Consider the following 23,920-nt stretch of genomic DNA (forward strand, 5'->3'; position numbering starts at 1 on the left):
CCACGTTAGCGCCGCAGGTCGCGCCCGATGACGACTCGCTGGATCTGGTTGGTGCCCTCGAAGATCTGGAGCACCTTGGCCTCGCGCATGTACCGCTCCACCGGGAAGTCGCGGGTGTAGCCGGCGCCGCCCAGGACCTGCACGGCGTCGGTGGTCACCTTCATCGCGGCGTCGGTGCAGATGAGCTTGGCGATCGCGGCCTGGCGGCGGAACGGCAGACCGCGGTCACGGCGGCGGGCCGCGTCCAGGTAGGTGGCCCGGGCGGACTCCACCGCGGCGGCCATGTCGGCGAGCATGAACTCCAGGCCCTGGAAGTCGATGATCGCGCGGCCGAACTGGGTGCGCTGCTTGGCGTACGCGACGGCCTGGTCCAGCGCCGCCTGCGCCAGACCCACGCCGCACGCGGCGATGCCGAGGCGACCGGAGTCCAAAGCGGACAGTGCGATCTTCAGGCCGTCGCCCTCGTGGCCGATGAGGCGGTCGGCGTCGACGCGGACGTCGTCGAACCGCAGCTGCGCGGTGATCGAACCGGTGAGGCCCATCTTGCGCTCGGGCTCGGCCGCGGTGAGGCCGTCGGTGTGGCCGGGCGCGAAGAAGCAGCTGACGCCCTTGCCGCCGTCGTCGGACGTGCGGGCCATCAGGGTGTAGAAGTCGGCGACGCCCGCGTGCGTGATCCACGCCTTGGTGCCGTTGACGGTGTAGTGGTCGCCGTCGCGGGTGGCACGGGTGGACAACGCCCCCGCGTCCGAACCCGCGTGCGACTCCGACAGCGCGTACCCGCCGAGGTGGTCGCCCGCGAGGACGTCCGGCAGCCAGCGCGCCTGCTGCTCCTCGGTGCCGAACGTGGCCAAGGCGTAGCTGGACATGATGTGCACCGACAGGCCGACACCGACCGACATCCACGCCGACGCGACCTCCTCCAACGCCTGGAGGTACACCTCGTACGGCTGCTCCCCGCCGCCGAACCGTTCCGGGTACGGCAGGCCGAGCAGACCGGTCTTGCCGAGCAGCCGGAACTTGTCGCGCGGGAACCGCTCGTGCTCCTCGGCCTCGGCCGCGTGCGGCGCGAGCTCGTCGCGGGCGATCTCGCGGACCAGGGCCAGCAGGTCCTCGGCCTCGGTGGTGGGCAGAAGGCGCTCGGCGGGCATCGTCGACCTCCGGGTGCGGCTCGTGGCCGTCAGCTACTGCGGTGTACTCGGTAGAGTACTGCAGGACGTACCACAGTACTGCATCGAGGCACTGTGACAGAGTTGCCGCCTATGACGTCGATCGCGCGCAGACAGCCGACGCCCAGGCAGGTGGAGCTGCTGGGCAGGCTCGAATCGCTGGTCCTCGCCGAGGGGTTCGCCCACTTCACGCTGGACGACCTCGCCGCACGCCTGCACTGCTCGAAGTCCACCCTGTACGCGCTGGCCGCGAGCAAGGAGCAGCTGGCCGTGCGGGTCGTCGGCCGGTACTTCAAGGGCGCGGCCGAGCGCATCGAGCAGCGCATCGCCGACGTCAAGGACGTCCGCGCGCGCGTCGGCACGTACCTGGCGGGCGCGGCGGAGGAGCTGCGCCGCGCGTCGGGCCAGTTCATCACCGACGTCTCCGCGTTCGCCCCCACGCGCACCACCTACGAGCGCAACGCCCGCGCCGCCGCCGAGCGGATCCGCGAGTTCATCCAGGAGGGCGTCCGCGACGGGGTGTTCCGGGACGTGCATGCGACCCTGATCGCCGAGATGGCCGGTCTGCTCATCGAGGGCATCCAGACCGGCGTGCTGACCCGCCGCGCGGGTGTGTCGGACGCCGAGGCGTTCACCGCGCTGGGTGAACTGCTGCTGGACGGGTTGCGGAGAGAACGGAGCCAGTCGTGATCGTCGTTGCAGGTGAGGCGCTGGTCGACCTGGTGCCCACGCCGGAGGGCAACCTCGCGCCGCGCTTGGGCGGTGGGCCGTACAACGTGGCCGTGGCCGCCGGGCGGCTCGAAGCGCCGGTGAGCTTCCTGTCGCGGGTGTCGTCGGACCTGTTCGGCGACCGGCTGATCGAGCGCCTGCACGCCTCCGGTGTGCGCACCGACCTCGTGCAGCGGGGCGACCAGCCCACCACCCTGGCCGTCGTGGGCCTGGCCGACGACGGCTCGGCGCGCTACTCGTTCTACGTCGAGGGCACGGCGGACCGCCAGGTGACCGACCCGGGGCCGCTGCCCGCCGCGACCAGGGCGGTGTCCTTCGGGACGCTCTCGATGGTGCTGGAGCCGGGCGCGAGCACCTACGAGCGCGTGCTGTGGCGCGAGGCCGAGCGCGGTGCGCTCACCGTGCTCGACCCGAACATCCGTGCGAGCCTCATCAACGACCCGGTGGCCTACCGCGACCGGTACGACTCGTGGCTGCCGCACGTGGGCCTGCTGAAGGTGTCCGTCGAGGACGCGCGGTGGCTGGCCGACCTGCCGCCGGACGCGCCCGAGGACGAGGTGCTGGAGGTCGTGCGCGACTGGCAGGGCGCCGGACCGGCCGCCGTCGTGCTCACCCGCGGCGGTGACGGGCTGGCCGTGCTGACCGCCTCCGGCGACGTGATCCGCGTCCCACCCACGCCCGTGGACGTGGTCGACACGATCGGCGCGGGCGACACCGTGCAGGGCGCGCTGCTGGCCTGGCTGCACGACCACGACGCGCTGTCCGTCGAGGCCGTCCGAGGTCTGGGCGCCGGCGAGTGGGGTCGGGCGCTGGCTTACGCGGGCGCCGCGGCGGCCATCACGTGCTCCCGTGCGGGCGCTGAACCGCCGTTCAGGCGAGAGCTGGAGATGACCTAGCTCTCACCCCTCGTGAGGTGGAGGAACAGCCCTGAAGGGCTACGGTGGTGGATGCACGCTAGCCACCCATGCATCCGGATGTGATGCCGGTCCCACCTCGCAGAATCGGTTCACACCGCGGCTGTGTGGCGGGTCGTCCTCCGACTAGCGTGAACTGACAGGACCCCAACGGGGTGGTGCTGCGGTGCGGGGCGATCCCACGCCCGCGCGCGTGCGTGCGAGACCCGCATGAGCCACCCCGCCCTAGGTTGAGAGGGACTCTGCATGCCCGACGCGACGACTGCGCCGAACGACACCCGTACCGTCGCGCTGCGCCATCCGGGCGGAGAGCACGAGATGAAGGTGGTACCGGCCACCGAGGGTGCGCCCGGTATCGATCTCGGCAAGCTGCTGGCCACCACCGGTCTGGTCACCCTGGACAGCGGGTTCGTCAACACGGCGTCCTGCTCCTCCGAGATCACCTACATCGACGGTGACGCGGGCATCCTGCGCTACCGCGGCTACCCGATCGAGCAGCTCGCCGAGAAGTCGAACTTCATCGAGGTCAGCTACCTGCTGATCTACGGCGAGCTGCCGACCCAGGCCCAGCTGGAGGAGTTCTCCTCCAAGATCAACCGGCACACGCTGCTGCACGAGGACCTGAAGCGGTTCTTCGACGGCTTCCCGCGTGACGCCCACCCCATGCCCGTGCTGTCCTCGGCGGTGTCCGCGCTGTCGACGTTCTACCAGGACAGCCTCAGCCCCTTCGACGCCAACCAGGTCGAGATCTCCACGATCCGCCTGCTGGCCAAGGTGCCCACCATCGCGGCGTACGCCTACAAGAAGTCCGTGGGCCAGCCGTTCCTGTACCCGGACAACTCCCTGGGTCTGGTGGACAACTTCCTGCGCATGACGTTCGGCTTCCCGGCCGAGCCCTACGACGTCGACCCCGACCTGGTGCGGGCGCTCGACCTGCTGTTCGTGCTGCACGCCGACCACGAGCAGAACTGCTCCACGTCGACCGTGCGGCTGGTCGGGTCCTCCGAGGCCAACCTGTTCGCGTCCATCTCGGCCGGCATCAACGCGTTGTTCGGCCCGCTGCACGGCGGCGCGAACTCCGCGGTGCTGGAGATGCTGGAGAAGATCCGGCGCGAGGGCGGTGACGTCTCCGCGTTCGTGAAGAAGGTCAAGAACAAGGAGGACGGCGTCCGCCTGATGGGCTTCGGCCACCGGGTCTACAAGAACTACGACCCGCGTGCCGCGATCATCAAGAAGACGGCGGACGAGATCCTCGGCAAGCTCGGCGCGTCCGACGAGCTGCTGGACATCGCCAAGGCGTTGGAGGAGACGGCGCTCGCCGACGACTACTTCGTCGAGCGGAAGCTGTACCCGAACGTCGACTTCTACACCGGCCTGATCTACCGCGCGATGGGCTTCCCCACGAAGTTCTTCACCGTGCTGTTCGCCCTGGGCCGGCTGCCCGGCTGGATCGCGCACTGGCGCGAGATGATCTCCGACCCGGCCACCAAGATCGGCCGTCCGCGGCAGGTCTACGTCGGCGCGCCGGAGCGCTCGTTCGTGCCGCTCGACCAGCGCTGACCTCTGCTCGACCAGCGCTGACCTCTGCGCCGGGAGGCCCGCACCCGTTCGTCGGGTGCGGGCCTCCCGCGTTGCCGGACCCTTCGCCGTGCGAGGTGGCGTTGCCGCTCCTAGGGTCGGTCCGTGGACTCCTCGACCGTGGTGTGGTTCCGGCGTGACCTGCGGACCTCCGACCACCCCGCGATCGTGGCCGCGGCGCGGCGGGCGTCGCGGGCGCTGGCGTTGTTCGTGCTCGACCCCGTGCTGCTGCGGGCCTCGGGTCGGCCCCGGGTCGAGTTCCTGCACCGGTGCCTGCGGTCGTTGGACCGGGAGCTCGACGGGCGGCTCGTCGTGGTCGAGGGCGATCCGGTGGAGGTCGTGCCGCGGGTGGCCGCGGCGGTCGGGGCGTCCTCGGTGCACGTCTCCGCCGACGCCGGACCGTACGGGCGGACTCGTGACGCGGCGGTGGCCGAACGGGTCGAGCTGGTCCGGGTCGGCTCGCCCTACGCCGTGACGCCGGGGCGGGTCACCAAGCCGGACGGCACGCCCTACCGGGTGTTCACGCCGTTCTTCAAGGCCTGGCTCGACCACGGGTGGCACCCGCCGGCCCGATCCGACGAGTCCACTGTGGACTGGATGCGGTCCGACCTCGGGCGCGGGCTGCCCGCCGGGGAAGGCCTTCCGGACGTCCACGCGGCGTGGGAGGCGTTCCGGGACGAGAAGCTGCCCGACTACGCCACCCGCCGGGACCGGCCGGACCTCGACGGCACCAGCAGGTTCTCCGCCTTCCTGAAGTGGGGTGTCGTGCACCCCCGGACGCTGCTCGCCGACCTGGGGCGCGGCGCGGGCGCGAAGGCGTTCCGCACCGAACTCGCCTGGCGCGACTTCTACGCCGACGTCCTGTGGCACCAGCCGGAATCCGCGCGCCACAACTTCAACCGCGCGTTCGACGCCATGCGGCTGGACGACGACCGCGACCGGTTCCGGGCGTGGTGCGAGGGCCGCACCGGCTACCCGTTCGTGGACGCCGGTATGCGCCAGCTGCTGCGTGAGGGCTGGATGCACAACCGCGTCCGCATGGTCGTGGCGAGCTTCCTGGTCAAGGACCTGCACCTGCCGTGGTGGTGGGGCGCCCGGCACTTCATGCGCCACCTGGTCGACGGTGACCTCGCCTCCAACCAGCACGGCTGGCAATGGGCGGCGGGCACCGGCACGGACGCGGCGCCATACTTCCGCGTCTTCAACCCCGTCACCCAGGGCGAGAAGTTCGACCCGGAGGGGGACTACGTGCGCCGGTACGTGCCCGAGCTCCGGGACGTCCCCGGCAAGGCCGTGCACCGGCCGCGTGACCCGATCGTGGACCACGCGCACGAGCGCCTGGAGGCACTGGCGCGCCACGCCGCCATCAAGGACTAGCGCAACACGTCCCGCAGGCGCACGCGCGCGCCCGTGCGCAGGACGGCGTTGGAGTAGACCTTGCCGCCCAGCCAGGTGATCGCCGCGACCGCGACCAGCGCGAGCACGATCGCCAGCAGCACCTGCCACGTCGGCGCGACGCCCATCGCCATCCGGCCCGGCATCAGGATCGGCGCGAACGGGGGCAGCAGGGACAGCACCGTCACCGTGGTCCCCGTGGGGTCGCTGATCATCAGGTTGATGCCCAGCACGAACGCCACCACGATCGACATGCTGATCGGCGTCAGCACCGACTGGAGCTCCTCCTGGCGCGACACGAGCGACGCCGCGGCGGCGAAGACGGTGGCGTACAGGAAGAAGCCGAGCAGGTACCACAGCAGACCGGTGGCCAGGGCGCCGCCCGCCACGCCCGCGACGTCGATCACCCCCGACGCGGACGACAGCGCCAGCCCGATGCCGCCGATCACCACCAGTTGCAGCAACCCGACCGCGCCGAGCCCGACCACCTTGCCCAGCAGCAGCTGCCACGGCCGCAGGGTCGCCAGCAGGATCTCCACCACCCGGCTGGACTTCTCCTCCACCACGCCCTGCGCGACCATCGTCCCGTAGACCAGCAGCGAGTAGTACAGCAGCGCCGCGATCACCAGGCCGATCGCCAGCCGCTGGCCCCGCTGCTCGTCGCGCGGCTCCAGCGCCACCACGTCGACGCCCGCGCGTTCGACGTTGCGCGCCACCTCGTCCGGGTCCACGCCCGCCTGGGCGAAGTGCGCGTCGAGCACCTGCTGCTTGACCAGCAGGTCGATCGAGTTGCGCAACTCGTCGCCCAGCGACTCCCGCACCAGCACGCGCAGGTCGTCCGAGGCGCCGGTGATCAGCGCGTCCACGTCGCCCGAGCGCACCTGCTCCTCGCCCGCCGCCGGGTCGCTGACGTCGACCGTCTCCACCTCGCGGCCGAACGACCGGGCAGTCTGCTTCAACGGCTCCGCCAGCACCGCGGCCTGCCCGCTCAACGCGACCCGGTCGCGGTTCGCGTCGTCGAACAGCAGCGCCTGCAGCAGCACGTACCCCGCCAGCACGGCGACGATCACCAGGGTGCCCCACACGAACGACTTCGTGCGCACCTTGCCCAGGAACTCCCGGCGCGAGACCAGGAACACCGCCCGGCCGGGGGTGAGGCTGCTCATGCCTTGGACTCCTCGGTCACCACGCTGCGGAACAACTCGGTCAGCGACGGGCGCTGCCGGGAGAACTCGTGCACCGGGCCCGTGTCCAGGGCGGCGCGCAACACCACCTGGTCGTCGACGTCCGGCGCGACCTCCAGCACGGTCCGACCGTCCGACGTGTGGGCCGAACGCACGCCCGGCAGGTGGTCGGCCCAGCCCGCGACCGCCCGCGGCGCGTCCACCACCAGCTTCGACTCGCCGCCGGCGCGCAGCTCGTCCACCGAGCCGGACGCGACCAGCGTGCCGCTGCGCACGATGCCGACCCGGTCGCACAACCGCTCCACCAGGTCGAGCTGGTGGCTGGAGAACACCACCGGCACCCCGCTCGCGGCCTTCTCCCGCAGCACCTGGCTCATCACGTCCACCGCCACCGGGTCGAGGCCGGAGAACGGCTCGTCCAGCACCAGCACGTCCGGCTCGTGCACCAGCGCCGCCGCCAGCTGCACGCGCTGCTGGTTGCCCAGGCTCAGCTTCTGCACCTCGTCGTCGCGGCGGTCGCGCAGGCCGAGCCGGGCGATCCAGTTGTCCGCGCAGCGGTGCGCGTGGTTGGTGGACATGCCGTGCAGCTCGGCCAGGTAGACGAGCTGGTCGAGCACCTTCATCTTGGGGTAGAGGCCGCGCTCCTCGGGCATGTAGCCGATCCGGCGACGGGTCTCGAAGGTGATCGGCTCGCCGTTCCACCGCACCTCGCCCGAGTCGGCGGCCAGCACGCCGAGCGCGATGCGCATCGTGGTGGTCTTGCCCGCGCCGTTGCTGCCGACGAAGCCGAACAGCTCGCCCGCCCGCACGTCGAAGGTCATCCCGTCGAGCGCGACGACCTCCCCGTAGCGCTTGGAGACCCGGTCGATCTCCAGCGCTCCCGGAACCTCGCGGCCCTGTGGCACGTGCTCTCCTCCTGTCGGGACCGGTCCTGCCGCGGACCTGCTAGCCGTACACCTGGGTCGACAGCGGCTCGAACGGCGTCCGGCTGAACACCGCCTCGACCGGCAGGCCGAACACGTCGCAGATCCGCAGCGCCAGGTCGAGGCTCGGGTAGTGGTCGCCCCGCTCCAACGCGCCGATCGTCTGGGGGTTGACCTCCACCGCCTCGGCCAGCCCCGCCCTGGTCATACCCCGTTCGACCCGAAGCACCCCGATCCGGTTGTGGATGGGTTGCCCGGGGCCGCGGCGCACCGGACTCATGCTACGAAGTGTTGCGAAAACCCAACAGAACAGCAAGTAAACAATTCACAGAATAGGCCGAACGGCGGTATCCGCGGGCGGTTCGCCGACGAAATCACGATTCGGTGAAACGATACGTCGGCGGGAACCGAATCGAGTGTCGACGGGTCGAATTGCGCAGTAGGGCCGCAAGCCCCGTTGCCGTGAGGGGTGAACATGGAGCCGGACCAGTGGCTCGCGCAGTACGGAGAGAAGATCGAGCAGGCCAAGCGGAACGCCGCGCAGGCCGAGTCCCAGCTCGGGGGCGTCGGCGGTAGCGCGACGTCGCCGGACGGCCTGATCACGGTCACCGTCAACGCATCGGGCGCGTTGACGGACCTGATCATGCGCCCGCAGCTGCGCGGCGAGGACCCCGAGCGGATCTCCGGCGCGATCATGACCGCCGTCGCCCAGGCGCAGCGCGCCGCGGCGGGCAAGGTCGTCGAGATCATGACGGAGTTCGTCGGTGACAGCCCGGCGCTGGAGTTCGTGAAGGCGAAGATGCCCAACGGCTATTCGGGTGACGGCACGGACGCCGTGGAACCGGAACCGGAGCTGCAGCGTCGAGACACCAGGCCCGATGACGACTACTTCACCAACCCACCCGATGTCATGGCCTGAGCAGGGGGTAGATGACCATGTACGTGTCGTTCAACGTGAACCCGGACGAGATCCGGGCGCACGCCGGCACGGTCGACCAACTGACGCAGCGGATGCTCTCGGCCACCCGTACCGCTGACCCGTCGCTGTCGACCGACGCCTTCGGCGTGTTCGGCTCGTTCCTCGCGCAGTTCCTGCTCAAGGCCGCGGGCTCGTCCCAGGACATCCTCGGCCAGGCCACGGAGACGGTCGCCGACATGTGCCAGGGCCTCAAGGAGGTCGCCGACCTCTACGAGAACGTCGACACCGACAACGCGTTCGGCTTCAACGGGAAGGCACGGGGATGAGCGGGCAAGCCACCACCCAGGGCAGTCGGGATCCCTCGCACCTGATCGGCGACGTGCAGGGCACCGTCGCGGCGGTCGAGCGCGGCGACTGGGTCCAGGCCGGTCTCGGCATGGCGAACACGGCCATGGGCATCGTCGGCATGGCGAGCAACCCGTTGTCGGGCTTCCTGTCCGCCGGGTTCAGCTGGGCCATCCAGCACGTCGACTTCCTGCGCGAGCCGTTCGACGCGCTGCTGGGCAACCCGCAGGCGATCCAGAAGATGTCCGACAGCTGGGCGTCCGCGGCCAAGCAGATCGAGGGCATCGTCGCCGACTACCGGCGCACGGCGGTCGAGGAGACGCGGACCTGGCGCGGCCGTTCGGCCGACGGCTACCGCGCGGCGAGCAAGAAGCACGCGTCCGGGCTGGAGACGCTGTCCAAGGCCACGCAGGGCATCTCGCGCGCCGCCAAGGGCGCGGGCGAGCTCGTCGCGACCGTGCGCAAGACCATCATGGACCTGATCAGCCAGGCCGTGTCCGAGATGGTCATGAAGATCATCCAGTGGCTGGCGGCGTCGTTCCTGACCTTCGGTGCGGCCATTGGCGCGGCGATCGCGGACATCGTGCAGATGGCGTGCAACTACGCCAAGAAGCTCGCCGACTTCCTGCAGAAGCTGGCCAGCTCGCTCAAGAAGCTGATCGACCTGATCAAGTCGGTCGCGCAGATCGCCCAGACCGCCAAGCAGATCCTGCAGGCGATCACCGCGATGACGTCGTCCAACAAGGGCGGTGGCGGTGGCGGCTCGGGACCGCGGTTGACGCAGGGCGGTGTGGGGCTCGACGAGCGGCAGCTCAACGACATGCGCCGGGACGCCGAGCAGCGGTTCAGCAACAACCCCGGCGGCGCGACCGTCCCGTCCGGCTCGGGCGGCGGTGGTGCGGCCGGTGGCTCGGTGAGCGCACCGCCGACGGTCGGTTCCGGTGCCGGCTACGGGCCGGGCACCGACCCGCGCAACCCCAACAGCCCGATCGGCCCGGTCGTCAGCCGTCCCCCGACGGTCGGCTCCGGCTACGGGCCGGGCACGGGTTCGACCGACCCCGGTCGTGCGTACCCGGGCGGTCCGGGCGGCCCCGTGGTGAGCCGTCCTCCGACGGTGGGCACGGGTGGCGGTTCCGGTGGCTCGGGCGGTTCCGGCGGTTCGGGTGGCGGCCCCGGTGGCGGCCACTGGGAGCCGGGCCGGTGGGTGCCGGGCGGCGGTGGCACGGCGACTCCCCTGCCGGCTCCGCCTTCGATGCCCACGATCCGCGACACGACCTACGCGACGGGTAGCGGCACGCCGACGCCGACCGTGCCCACGATGCCGACCGTTCGTCCGCTGTCGACCGACCTGCCGACCCCGCCCACCGGTGGTGGCGCTGGTGGTGGCTTCGGCGGCGGTGGTGGCGGTGGCTTTGCCGGTGGTGGCGGTGGCGGCGGCTTCGCGGGCGGTTCCGGTGGTGGTGGCGCCGGTGGCGGCGGCCAGACCCTCCAGGCCGGCGGCTCGTCCGGCGTGCTGGGCGCGGCCGGCGGCCCGTCCGCCGCGGGTGCCGCGGGCGCCGGCGCGGCGGGTGCCGCAGGCGGTCGTCCCGGTGGTGCCGGCGGCATGGGCATGATGGGTGGCGCGCCGATGATGGGCGCCCCCGGCCAGGGCGGCGACAGCAAGGACCACCAGCGCAAGGTGCGGCTGGAGGGCGAGCCCCTGATCGAGGAGCCGCCGAAGGCCGCGAAGCCGATCATCGGCGAGTGACCTGACACGCCAAGGGGGACCTCCACACCAGGAGGTCCCCCTTCGCACACCCAACCTCGACCTGAACGTTGAACTCGGGGTACCTGAACGTTCGACTCGCGCGTCCTGAACGTTCGACTCGCGCGTCCTGAACGTTCGACTCGCGCGTCCTGAACGTAGGACACGCGCGTTCCGAACGTAGGACACGCGCGCGAGTCCTACGTTCGCGTCGCGCGTGTCCTACGTTCAGGTACCCCGAGTTCAACGCTCAGGACTTGGGCAGGGCGGCCAGTTCCTCGGCAACCTCGGCGGTGACGGTGGGTTCGGCGGCGGCGCGGTCGGTCGGGACCAGGCCGATGCGGGTGCGGCGGTCCAGGACGTCGTCGGCGGTCAGGGCGCCCTCGTGGCGGACGGCCCAGGCGACCTCACCCACCTCGGCGACGCGGGTGGCTTCCGTGCCGTAGCGGGCGACCAGGTCGGGTGGGCCGGTGGCGAGACCGGCACCGACCAGCGGGAGGGTCGCGGTGCGGGAGCGGACCGTCGTCAACGCCGTGGCGTCGACCGCGTCGGCGGCCATGCGGCGGTACGTGGTCAGCTTGCCGCCGACGACCGTCGTGACCCCATCACGCGTCAGCACGGCGTGGCGGCGTGAGAGGTCGGCGCTCGGGCCGTCGCCGGTGTCGAGCAGCGGGCGCAGGCCGGCGAACGCGCCCAGCACGTCGGCCGGCGTCAACCGCCGTTCCAGCACCGAGGACGCCACCGCCAGCAGGAAGTCCACATCGGACCGCGGCACGGTCGGCACGTCCGGGATCGGGCCGTCCACCGGTTCATCGGTCAGACCCACGTACACCCGCCCGTCACGCTGCGGCAGCACCAGCGCGAACCGGTTGCGGGCGCCGGGGATCGGCACGGTCAGAGCGGTACCGGCCAGGCCGACGGTCGAGGCCGACAGGACCAGGTGCGAGCCCCGCGACGGCCGCAACCGCACCTCCGGCACCAGGTCGCCCGCCCACACGCCGGCCGCGTTCACCACCGCGCGCGCCTCGACGTCCAACGACGCCCCGGTCACCGTGTCGACCACCCGCGCGCCCCGCCCGGTCAGGGACGTCACGCGGGCGCGCGTGACCACCCGGGCGCCGAAGCCGGCGGCGGTGCGGGCCAGGGCCACCACCAGGCGGGCGTCGTCGACCAACTGGCCGTCGAAGCTCAACAGCCCACCGCGCAGGTCGGCACGTCGCAGGCCCGGCGCGAGGGCCGACGCCTCGACCGCGGACACCCGCCGCGGACCCGGCAGCACGCGCGACGGCGTGCGGGCCAACCGGCGCAGCGCGTCACCCGCGCGCAGACCGGCCAGCACGACCGGGTCGTGCGACCTGCCGTGCAGCGGCACCAGCTGCGGCAGCGCCCGCACCAGGTGGGGCGCGGTCCGGGTCATCAGGATGCCCCGCTCGACCGCGCTCTCGTACGCCAACCCGACCTCGCCCTGGGCCAGGTACCGCAGGCCGCCGTGCACCAGCTTGCTCGACCACCGCGACGTGCCGAACGCCAGGTCGTGCGCCTCCACCAAGCACACCGACAGGCCGCGGGAGGCGGCGTCGAGGGCCACGCCGGCGCCGGTCACGCCACCGCCGACCACCAGCAGGTCCACCGGTGACGACGCCAGGTGGTCGAGGTCCGCGCGGCGGCGCACGGCGTTCAACGACGTGCTCACGACAGCGCCGCGTCGAGGTAGGCGGCCAGCTCCGCCAGCAGGTCCTCGAAGTCCAGGTCCGCGGTCGCGGGCCGGATCGACAGCACCAGCGACTGCGTCGTCAGCAGCACCAACCGGGCCTGCACGGCCGCCGAACCGGCCCGGATCGAGCCGTCCGCGTGACCCTGCTCGATCCCGGCCACGAGGAACGCCTCGACCAGCGACTGCGTGCTGCCCAACCGCCGCACCAGGTAGGGCAGCATCAGCTCGGCGTCCAGGTCGAGCACGCGCCGCAGCAACGGGTCGGCGGCGAGCAGCCGGATGCCCTCGATGGCCTGCGCCACGAGCCGCTGCCGGGCGTTGTCGCCGGTCACCTCGATGCGCTGGAGCAGCGCGGTGAACTCCCTGGTCATCAACGCCCGGACCAGCGTCCCCACGTCGGGGAACCGGCGGTAGAGCGTCATCCGGCTCACGCCGGCGCGTTTGGCGATGTCCGTCAGCGTGGTGCGGCGGACCCCGACCTCGACCACGCAGTCGCGGGCCGCGTCGAGGAGCGCGTCATCACTGTGACGTTGAGACGTCATGTGTCACACTGTAGCGGTGACCGAGCGCATCGACCACACCCTCCGGGGCAGTTGGACACCCACCACGGGCCCGCTCCCGCCGCATGCGGTGAAGTGGCTGCGTGAACGCACCGGGCTGGGTGACGTCCGAACGCCCGCGCGGACGCCGGAGGTCCCCGGATCGGCGCTGAGCGACGCCGCCCGCGCCGCGCTGGACGACGTCGTCGGGCCCGGACACGTCCGCGTGGACCGCGACTCCCGGCTGGGCCGCGCCGGCGGCCTGTCCTACGTGGACCTGCTGCGGCAGCGCGGTGACGGCGACCTGGCCGTGCCCGACGCGGTGGTGCTGCCCGCGTCACCCGAGCAGGTCGTCGAGGTGCTGCGGACGTGCGTCGAGCACGACGTGGCCGTGGTGCCGTTCGGCGGTGGCACGTCCGTCGTCGGCGGCGTGAACGCCCTGCGCGGCGACAAGGCGGCGGTGATCGCGCTGGACCTGAACCGGCTGGACAAGCTGGTCGAGGTCGACCCCGTGTCGCGCCTGGCCGTGCTCCAGGCCGGGCTGCCCGCGCCCGAGGCCGACCGGCTGCTCGCCGCGCACGGCTTCACCACCGGGCACGTCCCGCAGTCCTACGAACGCGCGACCATCGGTGGTTTCGCCGCGACGAGGTCGGCCGGTCAGGCGTCCTCCGGCTACGGCCGGTTCGAGGACATGGTGGAGGGCGTGCGGCTGGCCACCCCGGTGGGCGAGTGGCGGCTCGGCGCCGCGCCCGCGTCCGCCGCCGGGCCGGACCTCAAGCAGCTCGTCGTCGGCAGCGAGGGCGCGTTCGGCGTCATCACGGAGGTCACGCTGCGCGTGCGGCCGCGGCCGGTGGTCGAGCGCTACGAGGGTTTCGTGGTGGACGGCTGGGACCGCGGCACGACCGTGGTGCGGGGCCTGGCGCAACGCCGGGTGGCGGCCGACGTGACCCGTCTGTCCGATGTGGACGAGACCGAGGTGTCGCTGGCCCTCGCCGGCGGTTGGAAGACCACCGCGCTCAAGGCGTACCTGAAGGCGCGGGGCGTGCGGCGGCCGTGCCTGCTCGTCGTCGGCTGGCACGGCGGGTCGGCGGCCGAGGTCGCGCGCCGGCGCAAGGAGACGGTGCGCGGGCTCCGCCTGGTGTCCCTGGGCACGGCGCTCGGCGAGGCGTGGCGGCACGGCCGGTTCAACGGCCCGCGGCAACGGGACGCGCTGATGGAGGTCGGCGTGTGCGTGGAGACGCTGGAGACCGCGACGCACTGGTCGAAGGTGTCCGCGCTGCGCGCGGCCGTGCGGGCGGCGCTGGTCGACGCGCTGGGCGATTGCGTGGTGATGTGCCACGTCTCGCACGTCTACGAGACCGGCGCGTCGCTGTACTTCACCGTGCTGGCGGCGCGCGACGCCGCCGACCCGATCGGCCAGTGGCAGGTCGCCAAGGCCGCCGCCTGCGAGGCCATCGCCGGGCTCGGCACGATCAGCCACCACCACGCCGTGGGCGCCGACCACGCGCCGTACCTGGAAGCCGAGATCGGCGGGCTCGGGCTGGACGTGCTGGCGTCGGTCAAGCGGACGCTGGACCCGACCGGCGTGCTCAACCCGGGCAAGCTCATCGCTGGCGGCTTCAATCCGGCGGGGCTAGCGTCGCCTGGTGACCGGTGACCTGCTGATCCGTTCCGTGCGGCCGTGGCCGAACACCCCCGGGACACCCCTGGTCGACGTGCTCTGCGAAGGCGGGCACGTCACGGCGTTCGGCCGGGACCTCACCCCGCCGCCCGGCGCGCCGGTGGTCGACGGCCGCGGTGGTGTGCTGCTGCCCGCGTTCACCGACGCGCACGCGCACCTGGACTCGACCAGGCTCGGCCTGCCGTTCCGCCCGCACAGCGCGGGTGACGGGCTGGCCGAGCTGATCGACAACGACCGGCGCAACTGGCGCTCCGCCGAGGCGTCGGTCGGCCGGCGCGCCACCCACACGCTCGGCCGGACGATCGCCTGCGGCGCGACGCACGTGCGCAGCCACGCCCAGGTGGACGTCGACTCGGGGCTGGACAAGCTGGAAGGCGTGCTCGCGGCGCGCGAGGAGCACGCGGCGCGGGCGCACGTCGAGGTGGTGGCGTTCCCGCAGTGCGGCATCCTGCGCGAGAAGGGCACCGCCGACCTGCTGGACGCGGCGCTGCGCGCGGGCGCGGACCTGGTCGGCGGCCTCGACCCGGCGGGCTACGACCGCGACCCGGTGCGGCACCTGGACGTGGTGTTCGGGTTGGCCGAGAAGCACCAGCGCGGGGTGGACGTGCACCTGCACGACGCCGGGACGCTCGGTGCGTTCCAGGTGGAGCTGATCTGCGATCGCGTGCAGGCGCTGGGCATGCAGGGCCGGGTGACGATCAGCCACGCCTTCGCCCTGTCCACTGTGGACTCCGATCGGCAGCGCCGCCTGGTGGAGCTGCTCGCCGAGCACGACGTCGCGGTGACCACGGTCGCGCCGGGCGCGCGGGAACCGTTGCCGCTGCGGCAACTGCGGTGGGCGGGCGTGCGGGTCGGCCTGGGCCAGGACGGCATCCGCGACTACTGGTCGCCCTACGGCAACGGCGACATGCTCGACCGCACCTGGCAGTTGGCCCACCGCAACGGGTTCCGCCGCGACGACCTGGTCGAGATGTGCGTCGACGTCGCGACCAGGGGCGGCGCGGCCGTCCTGGGCCGGACCCTGGGCCTCACCGAACGCGCGCCCGCCGACCTGGTCGTCGTGCCGGGTGACACGGTGACCGCGGCGGTGATGGACCGCGCACCGCGCACGCTGGTCGTGCACGAGGGCCGGGTCGTCGCCGCCGACGGCGAGGTCGTCTGAACTGTCGGTGGTGACCGCTAACCTGCGCGCATGAGCATCTGGGACGCCCTCAAGGCGACTCCGCTCGCCGAGGTGCGTCGGCGAGCGGCGATCATCGGCGAGCTGGCCGAGGTGGCGCCGATGGCGGTGGACGGCGCCGAGCGGTTCGGGTGGAACGACAGAGGTGGGCAGTCGGCCGTCTGGTACTTCACCGCGGACGGTCGCGCGCTGCTGCTGACCTTCGACCACGAGTCGGACCTGAACCTGTACGCGGAAGGCACCTACGCCCTCCAGGAGTCGTTCTACCGGGGCGTGCCCGAGGAGCTCGTGGGCCTGGTCCGCGACCGGCCGGAGAACTACGAGTCGCTCAACCTCGTCGACGAGGCGACGGGGGCGACGATCCACTACGCCGGCGGCGTGTTCTGGTTCGACGGCGGCCAATGGCTGGCGGCGACGGGGTTCCTGGAGCACTGCGAGCGGGAAGGGCTGGACGCGATGCGCGAGTCCGGGTTCGACTACTGCGTCGACGCCTACCTGTTCGGCGTGGAGTTCACCGCGGAGGCGGTGGTGGCGAACCGGGTCGAGGACGGCTGGTACGAGGACGAGGCCGAACGGGAGACGGCGCTGGCCGAGATCCGCGAGCTCATCGCCCGCCACTCCTGAGCCACGGCGCGTGAACCCGAGGGCTCCGACCCGCAGCGCCTGAACCCGAAGGCGCTTGAACCCGAAGGCTCCGACCCCGGCGCCTGAACCCGAGGGCTCCGACCTTGGCGACCTCGACCCACGGCCCGCACCCGCCGAGACGGGTGCGGGCCGTGGGGTCAGGTCAGCTGAGCAGGTAGCCGAGCACGCCTTCGACGCGCTGGCCCTCGCAGTTCGCGAGCGGGGAGTCCATGTGGTCCCGGTTGCTCAGCACGACGCAGCGGTAGAGCGGGTGGGTACCCGCCACCGCCGTGTCGTAGGCGTAGCCGAGGACGGCCACCCGGGTCTGACCCTCGCAGTTCGGGTCGGCCGAGGTGAAGCTGTCCCAGTTGAACGCGCACCGGTACAGCGCGTGGGTGCCCTCGGCCTGCGTGGTCAGCAGGCGACCCACGGAACCTTCGCGGACGGCGCCGTCAGGGCCGCCGTTCGTGGAGGTCATGTGGTCCCGGGACTTCACGTAGCGGATCGCGTCGACCGTCGTCGGGCCACCCGGCGTTCCGGTGAACAGCAAGCGGTTCGGGGAGCCCTCGCCCGCGTTGGCGATCTTGTCCGGAGTGCTCGCGGCGACCAGGGCGGCCTGGACGGCCGCCGGTGCGTCGTCGGGGTGCGTCGCCAGGTGCAGCGCGGCGGCGCCGGCCGCGTGGGGTGCGGCCATCGACGTGCCGCTGATGGTGTTGGTGGCGGTGTCGTTGGTCGCCCACGCCGACGTGATGCCCACACCGGGTGCGAACAGGTCGGTGCACGTGCCGTAGTTGGAGAAGTCGGTCGCGCGCGAGTCCGAGTCGGTCGAGGCGTTGACCGTGACGGCCTCGGTCACCAACGCCGGGCTGAAGCCGCACGCGTCGTCGTCGGAGTTGCCCGACGCGATGGCGTAGGTGATGCCGGAGGCGATGGAGTTGCGAACGGCCGTCTCCATCGGCACGGTGGCGGCGGACGCGATCGCGCCCAGGCTCATGTTCGCGACGGCGGGCTTCACGGCGTTCGCCGTCACCCAGTCGATACCGCTGACGACGCCCGCGAACGTGCCGCCGCCCGAGCAGTTGAGCACCCGCACGGCGACCAGCTGCACGGCCTTGGCGACGCCGTACTCCGCGCCGCCGACGGTGCCGGCCACGTGCGTGCCGTGGCCGTGGCAGTCCACGTTCGAACCGTCCACGGCGTCGAAGCCCGCGGTGGCCCGCCCGCCGAACGTCGTGTGCGTCGTGCGGATACCGGTGTCGATGACGTACGCGTGGACGTTCGCGGCCGTCGTGTCGTAGCTGTACGCCGAGTTCAGCGGCAGGTCCCGCTGGTCGACCCGGTCCAACCCCCAGGACGGCGGGTTCGGCTGGGTGTCGACGGCCTGGACCGTGCCGTCCTGGCTCACCGACTCCACGGCCGGGTCCTTGGCCAGCTGTCTGGCCTCGGCCTCGTTGGCGGCGACGGCGAACCCGCGCAGCGCGTGCTGCCAGGTGGCGGTCACCTTGCCGCCGTGCTTCGCCGTCAGTTCGGCGGCCTGCGCGGCCACGTCGTCGCCCTTGAGCACCACCAGGTAGTGGCCCTCGACCGCGGTGCCCGCGGCCGCCAGGGCGATCTCCCCCTCCTGCGCACCCGCGGTCAGCGGCGAGGCCGCCACCACTCCTACCGCCAGCGCCGCAGCGGCCAGCAGTCCCTTCAACCCGATGAGATCACGCTTCACCCGGGAACCCTCCCCCTTGTCGAAAGCAAATCGGTTGAGCGTGGCGGTCGCGACCGGGTCGGGGTACGGGTAATGGACCGGGACACTGCGGGATCCCGAAGGAATTGGGCAGTCCGGAGGTTTAAGACGGCCGCGGCCTACCGCCGACATCGACCTACAGGGTCACCAGGGCCTTGCCGAGGTTCTCGCCGCGCAGCATCCCGATGAACGCCTGCGGCGCCCGGTCCAGGCCCTCGGTCACGGTCTCCCGGTAGCGCAGCCCGCCGTCGGCGATCCAGCCGCCGACCTCGCGCACGAACTGCTCGCGCAGCCGCTCGTGGTCCCACACCAGGAAACCGCGCAGGGTCAGTCGCTTGCCCACGGCCAGGCCGAGGTTGCGCGGCCCCACCGGGGTCCCGGTGTTGTAGTTCGAGATCGAGCCGCACAGCGCGGCGCGGCCGTGCGGGGTGAAGGCGTCGATGGCCGCCTCCAGGTGCTCGCCGCCGACGTTGTCGAAGTACACGTCGATGCCGTCCGGCGCGGCCCGCGCGAGCAGTTCGGTGACCGGGCCGTCCTTGTAGTTGAACGCCGCGTCGAAGCCGAGCTCGTCGACCAGGTACGCCACCTTGGCGTCGCTGCCGGCGCTGCCGATGACCCGCTTCGCGCCGCGCAGCCGGGCCACCTGCCCGACGACCTGGCCGACCGCGCCCGCCGCGCCGGACACGAACACCACGTCGCCCTCCTTGAACGCGGCGACCTCCAGCAGGCCCGCGTAGGCGGCCAGACCGGGCATGCCGAGCACGCCCAGGTACGCGCCCGCGGGCGCCGCACCCAGGTCGACGCGCACCGCGCCGGCCGCGTCCACGACGCCGTACTCGCGCCACCCCAGGTTGTGCAGCACCGCGTCGCCGACCTCGAAACCGGGCGCCTCGGACGCCACCACCTCGCCCACGGCGCCGCCTTCGAGGGCCTTGCCGACCTCGTAGGGCGCCACGTACGACTTGCCCTCGTTCATCCGGCCCCGCATGTACGGGTCCACGCTCATGACCAGGTTGCGGACCAGCAGTCGGCCGGGGCCGACGGTGGGCACGGGCACCTCGACCAGGTCGAAGTTCCCGGGTACGGGAAAGCCCTCGGGACGGGAAGCGAGGCGGATCTCGCGCGCGGTGTCAGGCAGCGTCATATGGCGTGCAACACCCCACCGGCGCGGCCCTGTTCCGCCGATCAGGTGTGAGCTGAGTCCCTCAGCGCGGTCACGCTGCGGTAGGTGAAGCCGAGCCGCCGGTAGAGCGCGATGGCGGCGCTGTTGCCCGCGTCGACCATCAACCCGCACGTGCCGCGCTCGGCCAGCAACGCGCTCACCACGAACGAGCAGACCTTCCCCGACCACGACCGCCCCCGGTGGTCGGGGTGGGTGGCCACGCCCGCGATGAACCCGACCTCCGGCGCCGTCCACGCGTCCGCGGCCACCGAGACCAGCTCGCCGTCGACGTGCGCGCCCGCCCACCGCGACGGCCCCGGCTCGCGCGGCCACGCCCACGACTCGGGGTTCGCCTTGCGCAGCAACGCCTCCACGGCGTCCCACTCGTCCTCACCCAGCCACCGGGCGCCGCCGCCCGCCGCCAACGACCCGGTGCGCTCCATCCACCCGAACGTGCCGCGCACCGGCCAGTCCAGCTCCTCGGCCACGGCGGTCGTCACCAGAGGTCTCACCCCGGGCCGCACGTGGGCCCGCAGCAGCACCTCCACGTCGTGCGCCGGCCCGGTCAGCACGAGCCGGTCGAACCGGTACAACCCCGGCGCCAGCACACCGACCGCGTCACCGTGCGCCCACGCCGCACCGCCGCGCCCGGGCAGCAACGCCTGCGCGGCCCACCTCGCCGGCGCGTCGGGGGTGGCGGCCGAGACGTCCTCGGGGGTCGCCAGAACACGCATGACGTCATCTTCACCCAAGGTCTACCCTCGCCCGCATGGACATCCGCCGGATCACGTCGTCGGACGCCGTGGTGGCCGCCGGCCACCTGTTCGACGACGCGCCGCGCGAGGACGCCACCCGCGCGTTCCTCGCCGACAACCGGCACCACCTGCTCATCGCCTACGTGGACGACGAGCCGGCCGGGTTCGTGTCCGGTGTGGAGACCATCCACCCGGACAAGGGCGTGGAGATGTTCCTCTACGAGCTGGGTGTCGACGACGCCTACCGGCGGCGCGGCATCGCCACCGCCCTCATCGAGCACCTGATCGGGCTGGCCCGGGAACGCGGCTGCACCGGCGTGTGGACCGGCACGGAGAAGGACAACGCCGCCGCCCTGGCCACCTACCGCCGTGCCGACGCCGAACTGGACTTCGACACCGTCGCCGTCTCCTGGGGCTTCTAGGCCCCCCACCGGGGTCCCTAGGCGCCCTTGCGGAACAGCGCCCGCTTCTGCAACGACTCCTCCAGCGCCCGGAACGCCAGGTCCAGCGCCGTGTTGTACTCGCGCTGGTCGCGCGGCGGCACCGACTCGTCCGGCGCGGGCACCGTGGTCATGGTGAACCACCGCTCGTCCCACAGCAGCCCGACCACGGCCTCCCAGTGCTCCGCGACGACCTGCCTGACCAGCTTCTCCTGGTCGATGGCCTCGGCCATCCGGTCCTGCGACTCGGCCAGCCGCTCCAGCAGCAGCCGCACCCTGGCCCGGTCGGCCGCCCGCATCCGCTCCACCGACTCACCGGCCAGCGCGACGACCTCCCGGTACCGCTCGATCGCCGAGACCGCCTCGACCTCCGGCACGCCGTGCCCGCCGGTGCGCTGCGCGGGTACGACTGAGGCGTGGCTGATCATGGTTCCTCCCCGGTGTCGAACGGGATGACGACCTGCGGTCGCGAGTGCTCGAACCGGTCGAAGAACAACCCGCGGCGCGGTCGCGGTGACCACGCCATGACCTGCTCCGGTCCGAACGACAGCAGCTCCTTGCCCTGGATGTCGAACGCGATCCACGCGCCGATGTCGTCGTAGACGCCGGGTGACAGGCTGTTCTTCAGCCGCTGCGCGCCCCGCCACCAGCCCAGCACGTGGGTGCGGTTCTCCGGGCCGTGCTTGAGCACGGTCCGCAGGCCGTCCAGCCCGGAGACCCGCGTGGTCGCGTTCTTCGCCTCCAAGAGGGTGTGCGCCGCGTCCACCGCGTAAACCACCAAGTAGTGCGGTTGCAGCGGCGCGCCCGTCTCGCCGGTCATGCTCGCGGTGATCCGGCCCGCCGTGTCGTCCACCAGCGCCCGGATGCCGTCCAGGCCCAGCAGGTCCACCGAGTGGCCGGCGCCGCGCAGCTGCTTGGCCAACCGCTGCGCGTGCGGCCAGGCGTCCTCGGCCAGGCACGCCAGGGTGAACTGGGCCTCGTCCGGCTCGTGCTGGCGGGCCAGCGACAGCGCCGCGCCGCCCAGCACGCCCGCCGCGTCCTCGGCCAGCGAGCCGAGCACCGCGATGTTGCGACCCGGTGTGCGGGCGAACCGCACCTTCGCCGCGCTGCCCGCCACGTCGATCACCTGGCCGAGCAGCACGGTGGGGCTGCCGCCGTCGACCGGGCGCAGCGCCCGGAAGTCCGGCAGCGACGGCAGCGCGGGCACCTTGCTGCCGTCGAACAGGATCGGTTCGGCCAGCTCCGGCGGGCGCAGGCGGTGCAGCTCGGCCTGCAACACGTCGAACGTGCCCTTGGCGGTGGCGTCCGGGATGCGCGCGACCTCGTTGCCCGGCCGCACGCCCGACTCGTGGTTGACCACCGCGTGCCAGCGCGGCAGCTCCACCGCGGCGTCGTTCTGCGGCTCGGCCAGCACCCGCCGCGCCTTGGGCAGCGCGATGCGCACGGTGAACTGCTCGAAGATCGCCGACTTGCCCCAGAAGCCCTCGATGCCGGACACGTCCTGGCTGGACAGCACCAGGTGGATGCCCTGCGACCGGCCGCGCCTGGCCACGTCCTCCAGCAGCTGCGTGGCCTGCGCGGTGACCTGGTCGCGTTCGCCGAACAGGTACTGGAACTCGTCGATCACGGCCACGATCCGCGGCCAGTGGCCGTGCGGGTCCTCCTCGCGCAGCTGCTCCAGCTTGGTGACCTCGTGCCGCTTGGCCGCGTCCGCCCGCCTGCGCATCTCGTCGGCCAGGAACGCCAGCAGCGCCACGCCGAACTCGCGGTCGGTGTTGACGTTGACCCCGACCAGCCGGGCGTGCGGCAGCCACGTCGGGTCCTTGCGGCCCGGCGCGAACTGCGCGAACGACACGCCCTCCTTGAAGTCCAGCAGGTACAGCTCCAGCTCGTCCGGCGCGTACCGGGCGGCCAGGCTGCCGAGCATGGCGTAGAGGAAGTTCGTCTTGCCCGAGCCGCTGGGACCGCCGATCAAGGCGTGCGGCGAGGTGTCGCCCAGCCCCACGTGCACCGGCTCGCCCTCCAGGAACCCGACCGGCGCGAGGACGCCCGCCGCCGAGCTCTCCCGCCACGGGTGCTCCGGCAGCAGGTCGGCGAACGTGCTGAGCCGGTTGCGGCGCTCCTCCCGCTTGTCCGCGATCGCCGCGCAGGCGCGGGGCACCCTGGCGCGCGGCAGCGGCGGGTCGAGCGCGACGGTCACGTGCTTGCCGCTCGTCGTGCACGTCGCGGACTGGTCGGCGGCGATGGTGACGGTCTCGATCGGCGAGTTGACCGTGACCGGGATGTCGACGATGACCAGCTGGATGCCCGCCGCGAGACCGTTGCGCGCCACCCGTTGCAGCTGCTGCTGGTGCTCCTCCCGCAACGGCTGCCGGTTGCCGAACAGCACCGCCACCCGCCACGGCTCGGTGCGCCGACCGCCCGCCGCCCGCACCGACTGGTGGCCCTCGGTGAGCACGCCGGTGTGCACCCGCCGGATGTGGTCGGACAGCTCGTCCAGCAGCTCGTGCAACCGGGCCGGGTCGTGCACGGTCAGCAGGCCCGCGCGGGTCAGCGGGTACAGGCCGGGCAGCGCGCCGGTGAGCTGGCCGACGTCCCACACGTGGACGTGCACCAGGCCCGGCTGGAAGTGGCTCAGCACCCGCAGCAGGAGGTTCTCCACCAGGGCCTCGGCCGTGGCCCGGCTCTCGTGGGTCGAGGAGACGTGCAGGTGCGAGTGGTCCAGCATCGGCACCACCACCGGGAACCGCTGCGGCTCGGGCGCGCCGCGCACCACGCCGGTGCCGATGCGCCACAGCTCGGGCACGCCGTCGCTGCCGTCGGCCGTGCCGGGCGCGCCCAGCCACGACTCGGGCGGCCACGACGCCGGGCCCTCGGCCGCCGCGTCGACCAGCGCGGCCAACTGGTCCGGCCCGCGTTCGGACCACTCGCGGAACGCCTCGACCCGGTCGATCATCGCCTGCGCCACCTGCTGCTCGAACAGCGGGTTGGCCAGCGCCCGCGCCAGCAGCGGGTCGGTCAGCGCCCGGTCGACGCCGTCGCCGCGCAACATCACCTCGAACATGTCGCGGGCGCGTTCGTCGGCGAGCAGGCGGTGTTCGCGCGAGGCGTTGCCCAACGCGGCGGCGACGGCCTTGCGGAACTCCTCGAAGGAGCTCTCGATCCTCCTGCGGCGCTCGTCACGCCTGTTCAC

At 72.4% G+C, this 23,920-nt stretch carries 22 protein-coding genes; 11 read left to right on the top strand and 11 right to left on the bottom strand.

From position 1 onward, the window contains the following. Positions 1 to 5 precede the first annotated feature (5 nt). Positions 6 to 1,148 carry an acyl-CoA dehydrogenase family protein gene (locus AB0K14_RS04200; RefSeq protein WP_360458142.1) on the bottom strand — a complete coding sequence of 381 codons (1,143 nt, stop codon included), beginning with the start codon at positions 1,146 to 1,148 and terminating at the stop codon, positions 6 to 8. A 111-nt stretch (positions 1,149 to 1,259) separates the two neighbouring features. On the opposite strand from AB0K14_RS04200, the gene AB0K14_RS04205 reads away from it, so the two are divergent. The 4 genes from AB0K14_RS04205 (at position 1,260) to AB0K14_RS04220 (ending at position 5,764) form a co-directional block, all read left to right on the top strand. After that, positions 1,260 to 1,856: a TetR/AcrR family transcriptional regulator gene (locus AB0K14_RS04205; RefSeq protein ID WP_360458139.1), complete on the top strand. Its 597-nt coding sequence runs from the start codon at positions 1,260 to 1,262 to the stop codon at positions 1,854 to 1,856. Beyond that, entirely contained in the window at positions 1,853 to 2,791 is a 939-nt protein-coding gene (locus tag AB0K14_RS04210; protein ID WP_360458136.1) for a carbohydrate kinase, read from the top strand. The genes AB0K14_RS04205 and AB0K14_RS04210 overlap by 4 nt, the downstream gene beginning before the upstream one ends. Before the next feature lie 264 nt (positions 2,792 to 3,055). Further along, positions 3,056 to 4,369 carry a citrate synthase gene (locus AB0K14_RS04215; RefSeq protein ID WP_230569850.1) on the top strand — a complete coding sequence of 438 codons (1,314 nt, stop codon included), beginning with the start codon at positions 3,056 to 3,058 and terminating at the stop codon, positions 4,367 to 4,369. Positions 4,370 to 4,492: 123 nt separating this feature from the next. After that, on the top strand, positions 4,493 to 5,764 hold the full coding sequence (locus AB0K14_RS04220) for a deoxyribodipyrimidine photo-lyase (RefSeq protein WP_360458132.1): 1,272 nt from the start codon (positions 4,493 to 4,495) through the stop codon (positions 5,762 to 5,764). Here the strand turns inward: AB0K14_RS04220 and AB0K14_RS04225 are convergent. From AB0K14_RS04225 to AB0K14_RS04235, 3 genes are all read right to left on the bottom strand, one after another. Next, positions 5,761 to 6,948, bottom strand: coding sequence for an ABC transporter permease (locus AB0K14_RS04225; protein WP_360458129.1), 1,188 nt, complete (start codon positions 6,946 to 6,948; stop codon positions 5,761 to 5,763). The genes AB0K14_RS04220 and AB0K14_RS04225 overlap by 4 nt on opposite strands. Next, on the bottom strand, positions 6,945 to 7,787 hold the full coding sequence (locus AB0K14_RS04230; protein ID WP_360458293.1) for an ATP-binding cassette domain-containing protein: 843 nt from the start codon (positions 7,785 to 7,787) through the stop codon (positions 6,945 to 6,947). Before AB0K14_RS04230 ends, AB0K14_RS04225 begins: the two co-directional genes overlap by 4 nt. Positions 7,788 to 7,911: 124 nt before the next feature. Continuing rightward, the gene (locus tag AB0K14_RS04235; protein WP_360458126.1) at positions 7,912 to 8,169 is read right to left on the bottom strand and encodes a helix-turn-helix transcriptional regulator; all 258 of its coding nucleotides are present in this window, start codon (positions 8,167 to 8,169) and stop codon (positions 7,912 to 7,914) included. Positions 8,170 to 8,364: 195 nt separating this feature from the next. On the opposite strand from AB0K14_RS04235, the gene AB0K14_RS04240 reads away from it, so the two are divergent. The 3 genes from AB0K14_RS04240 to AB0K14_RS04250 are packed head-to-tail and all read left to right on the top strand — an operon-like array spanning position 8,365 to position 10,900. Then, on the top strand, positions 8,365 to 8,808 hold the full coding sequence (locus AB0K14_RS04240; protein ID WP_360458123.1) for a YbaB/EbfC family nucleoid-associated protein: 444 nt from the start codon (positions 8,365 to 8,367) through the stop codon (positions 8,806 to 8,808). Between the two features lie 11 nt (positions 8,809 to 8,819). Further along, on the top strand, positions 8,820 to 9,134 hold the full coding sequence (locus AB0K14_RS04245; protein ID WP_360458120.1) for a type VII secretion target: 315 nt from the start codon (positions 8,820 to 8,822) through the stop codon (positions 9,132 to 9,134). Continuing rightward, the gene (locus tag AB0K14_RS04250; protein WP_360458117.1) at positions 9,131 to 10,900 is read left to right on the top strand and encodes a WXG100 family type VII secretion target; all 1,770 of its coding nucleotides are present in this window, start codon (positions 9,131 to 9,133) and stop codon (positions 10,898 to 10,900) included. The genes AB0K14_RS04245 and AB0K14_RS04250 overlap by 4 nt, the downstream gene beginning before the upstream one ends. Positions 10,901 to 11,147: 247 nt before the next feature. Here the strand turns inward: AB0K14_RS04250 and AB0K14_RS04255 are convergent, their stop codons facing one another. After that, positions 11,148 to 12,590 carry a glycerol-3-phosphate dehydrogenase/oxidase gene (locus tag AB0K14_RS04255; RefSeq protein WP_360458114.1) on the bottom strand — a complete coding sequence of 481 codons (1,443 nt, stop codon included), beginning with the start codon at positions 12,588 to 12,590 and terminating at the stop codon, positions 11,148 to 11,150. Continuing rightward, complete coding sequence (locus tag AB0K14_RS04260) at positions 12,587 to 13,153, bottom strand: helix-turn-helix domain-containing protein (RefSeq protein ID WP_360458111.1); 567 nt, start codon at positions 13,151 to 13,153, stop codon at positions 12,587 to 12,589. Before AB0K14_RS04260 ends, AB0K14_RS04255 begins: the two co-directional genes overlap by 4 nt. A gap of 16 nt (positions 13,154 to 13,169) precedes the next feature. Here AB0K14_RS04260 and AB0K14_RS04265 point away from each other — a divergent pair, with 16 nt between their 5' ends. The 3 genes from AB0K14_RS04265 to AB0K14_RS04275 are packed head-to-tail and all read left to right on the top strand — an operon-like array spanning position 13,170 to position 16,635. Then, on the top strand, positions 13,170 to 14,807 hold the full coding sequence (locus AB0K14_RS04265) for an FAD-binding oxidoreductase (protein ID WP_360458108.1): 1,638 nt from the start codon (positions 13,170 to 13,172) through the stop codon (positions 14,805 to 14,807). Continuing rightward, the gene (locus AB0K14_RS04270) at positions 14,797 to 15,993 is read left to right on the top strand and encodes an amidohydrolase (protein WP_360458105.1); all 1,197 of its coding nucleotides are present in this window, start codon (positions 14,797 to 14,799) and stop codon (positions 15,991 to 15,993) included. The genes AB0K14_RS04265 and AB0K14_RS04270 overlap by 11 nt, the downstream gene beginning before the upstream one ends. Positions 15,994 to 16,023: 30 nt before the next feature. Then, entirely contained in the window at positions 16,024 to 16,635 is a 612-nt protein-coding gene (locus AB0K14_RS04275) for a hypothetical protein (protein WP_360458102.1), read from the top strand. A gap of 163 nt (positions 16,636 to 16,798) precedes the next feature. Here AB0K14_RS04275 and AB0K14_RS04280 read toward each other — a convergent pair whose 3' ends face one another. The 3 genes from AB0K14_RS04280 to AB0K14_RS04290 all read right to left on the bottom strand — a co-directional run bounded on the left by AB0K14_RS04280 (position 16,799) and on the right by AB0K14_RS04290 (position 20,266). Then, entirely contained in the window at positions 16,799 to 18,352 is a 1,554-nt protein-coding gene (locus tag AB0K14_RS04280; RefSeq protein WP_360458099.1) for a S8 family serine peptidase, read from the bottom strand. A gap of 154 nt (positions 18,353 to 18,506) precedes the next feature. After that, the gene (locus AB0K14_RS04285; protein ID WP_360458096.1) at positions 18,507 to 19,514 is read right to left on the bottom strand and encodes an NADP-dependent oxidoreductase; all 1,008 of its coding nucleotides are present in this window, start codon (positions 19,512 to 19,514) and stop codon (positions 18,507 to 18,509) included. A gap of 41 nt (positions 19,515 to 19,555) precedes the next feature. Beyond that, positions 19,556 to 20,266, bottom strand: a complete 711-nt coding sequence (locus AB0K14_RS04290; protein ID WP_360458094.1) for a GNAT family N-acetyltransferase — start codon at positions 20,264 to 20,266, stop codon at positions 19,556 to 19,558. A 35-nt stretch (positions 20,267 to 20,301) separates the two neighbouring features. On the opposite strand from AB0K14_RS04290, the gene AB0K14_RS04295 reads away from it, so the two are divergent. After that, entirely contained in the window at positions 20,302 to 20,709 is a 408-nt protein-coding gene (locus tag AB0K14_RS04295; RefSeq protein ID WP_360458092.1) for a GNAT family N-acetyltransferase, read from the top strand. Between the two features lie 17 nt (positions 20,710 to 20,726). Here the strand turns inward: AB0K14_RS04295 and AB0K14_RS04300 are convergent, their stop codons facing one another. Both AB0K14_RS04300 and AB0K14_RS04305 read right to left on the bottom strand, forming a co-directional pair. Further along, positions 20,727 to 21,155, bottom strand: coding sequence for a hypothetical protein (locus tag AB0K14_RS04300; RefSeq protein ID WP_360458089.1), 429 nt, complete (start codon positions 21,153 to 21,155; stop codon positions 20,727 to 20,729). Then, positions 21,152 to 23,920 carry an FtsK/SpoIIIE domain-containing protein gene (locus AB0K14_RS04305; RefSeq protein ID WP_360458086.1) on the bottom strand — a complete coding sequence of 923 codons (2,769 nt, stop codon included), beginning with the start codon at positions 23,918 to 23,920 and terminating at the stop codon, positions 21,152 to 21,154. The genes AB0K14_RS04300 and AB0K14_RS04305 overlap by 4 nt, the downstream gene beginning before the upstream one ends.

The organism is Actinosynnema sp. NPDC050801, from assembly GCF_040673975.1.
Taxonomy (GTDB): Bacteria; Actinomycetota; Actinomycetes; order Mycobacteriales; family Pseudonocardiaceae; genus Actinosynnema.

What these genes read in the sequence shown, in the direction of transcription:
- AB0K14_RS04200 (WP_360458142.1), bottom strand. Translation starts at nt 1,148, where the DNA reads ATGCCCGCCGAGCGCCTTCTGCCCACCACCGAGGCCGAGGACCTGCTG.
- AB0K14_RS04205 (WP_360458139.1), top strand. Translation starts at nt 1,260, where the DNA reads ATGACGTCGATCGCGCGCAGACAGCCGACGCCCAGGCAGGTGGAGCTG.
- AB0K14_RS04215 (WP_230569850.1), top strand. Translation starts at nt 3,056, where the DNA reads ATGCCCGACGCGACGACTGCGCCGAACGACACCCGTACCGTCGCGCTG.
- AB0K14_RS04225 (WP_360458129.1), bottom strand. Translation starts at nt 6,948, where the DNA reads ATGAGCAGCCTCACCCCCGGCCGGGCGGTGTTCCTGGTCTCGCGCCGG.
- AB0K14_RS04230 (WP_360458293.1), bottom strand. Translation starts at nt 7,787, where the DNA reads ATGACCTTCGACGTGCGGGCGGGCGAGCTGTTCGGCTTCGTCGGCAGC.
- AB0K14_RS04235 (WP_360458126.1), bottom strand. Translation starts at nt 8,169, where the DNA reads ATGAGTCCGGTGCGCCGCGGCCCCGGGCAACCCATCCACAACCGGATC.
- AB0K14_RS04240 (WP_360458123.1), top strand. Translation starts at nt 8,365, where the DNA reads ATGGAGCCGGACCAGTGGCTCGCGCAGTACGGAGAGAAGATCGAGCAG.
- AB0K14_RS04245 (WP_360458120.1), top strand. Translation starts at nt 8,820, where the DNA reads ATGACCATGTACGTGTCGTTCAACGTGAACCCGGACGAGATCCGGGCG.
- AB0K14_RS04250 (WP_360458117.1), top strand. Translation starts at nt 9,131, where the DNA reads ATGAGCGGGCAAGCCACCACCCAGGGCAGTCGGGATCCCTCGCACCTG.
- AB0K14_RS04260 (WP_360458111.1), bottom strand. Translation starts at nt 13,153, where the DNA reads ATGACGTCTCAACGTCACAGTGATGACGCGCTCCTCGACGCGGCCCGC.
- AB0K14_RS04275 (WP_360458102.1), top strand. Translation starts at nt 16,024, where the DNA reads ATGAGCATCTGGGACGCCCTCAAGGCGACTCCGCTCGCCGAGGTGCGT.
- AB0K14_RS04285 (WP_360458096.1), bottom strand. Translation starts at nt 19,514, where the DNA reads ATGACGCTGCCTGACACCGCGCGCGAGATCCGCCTCGCTTCCCGTCCC.
- AB0K14_RS04290 (WP_360458094.1), bottom strand. Translation starts at nt 20,266, where the DNA reads ATGCGTGTTCTGGCGACCCCCGAGGACGTCTCGGCCGCCACCCCCGAC.
- AB0K14_RS04295 (WP_360458092.1), top strand. Translation starts at nt 20,302, where the DNA reads ATGGACATCCGCCGGATCACGTCGTCGGACGCCGTGGTGGCCGCCGGC.
- AB0K14_RS04300 (WP_360458089.1), bottom strand. Translation starts at nt 21,155, where the DNA reads ATGATCAGCCACGCCTCAGTCGTACCCGCGCAGCGCACCGGCGGGCAC.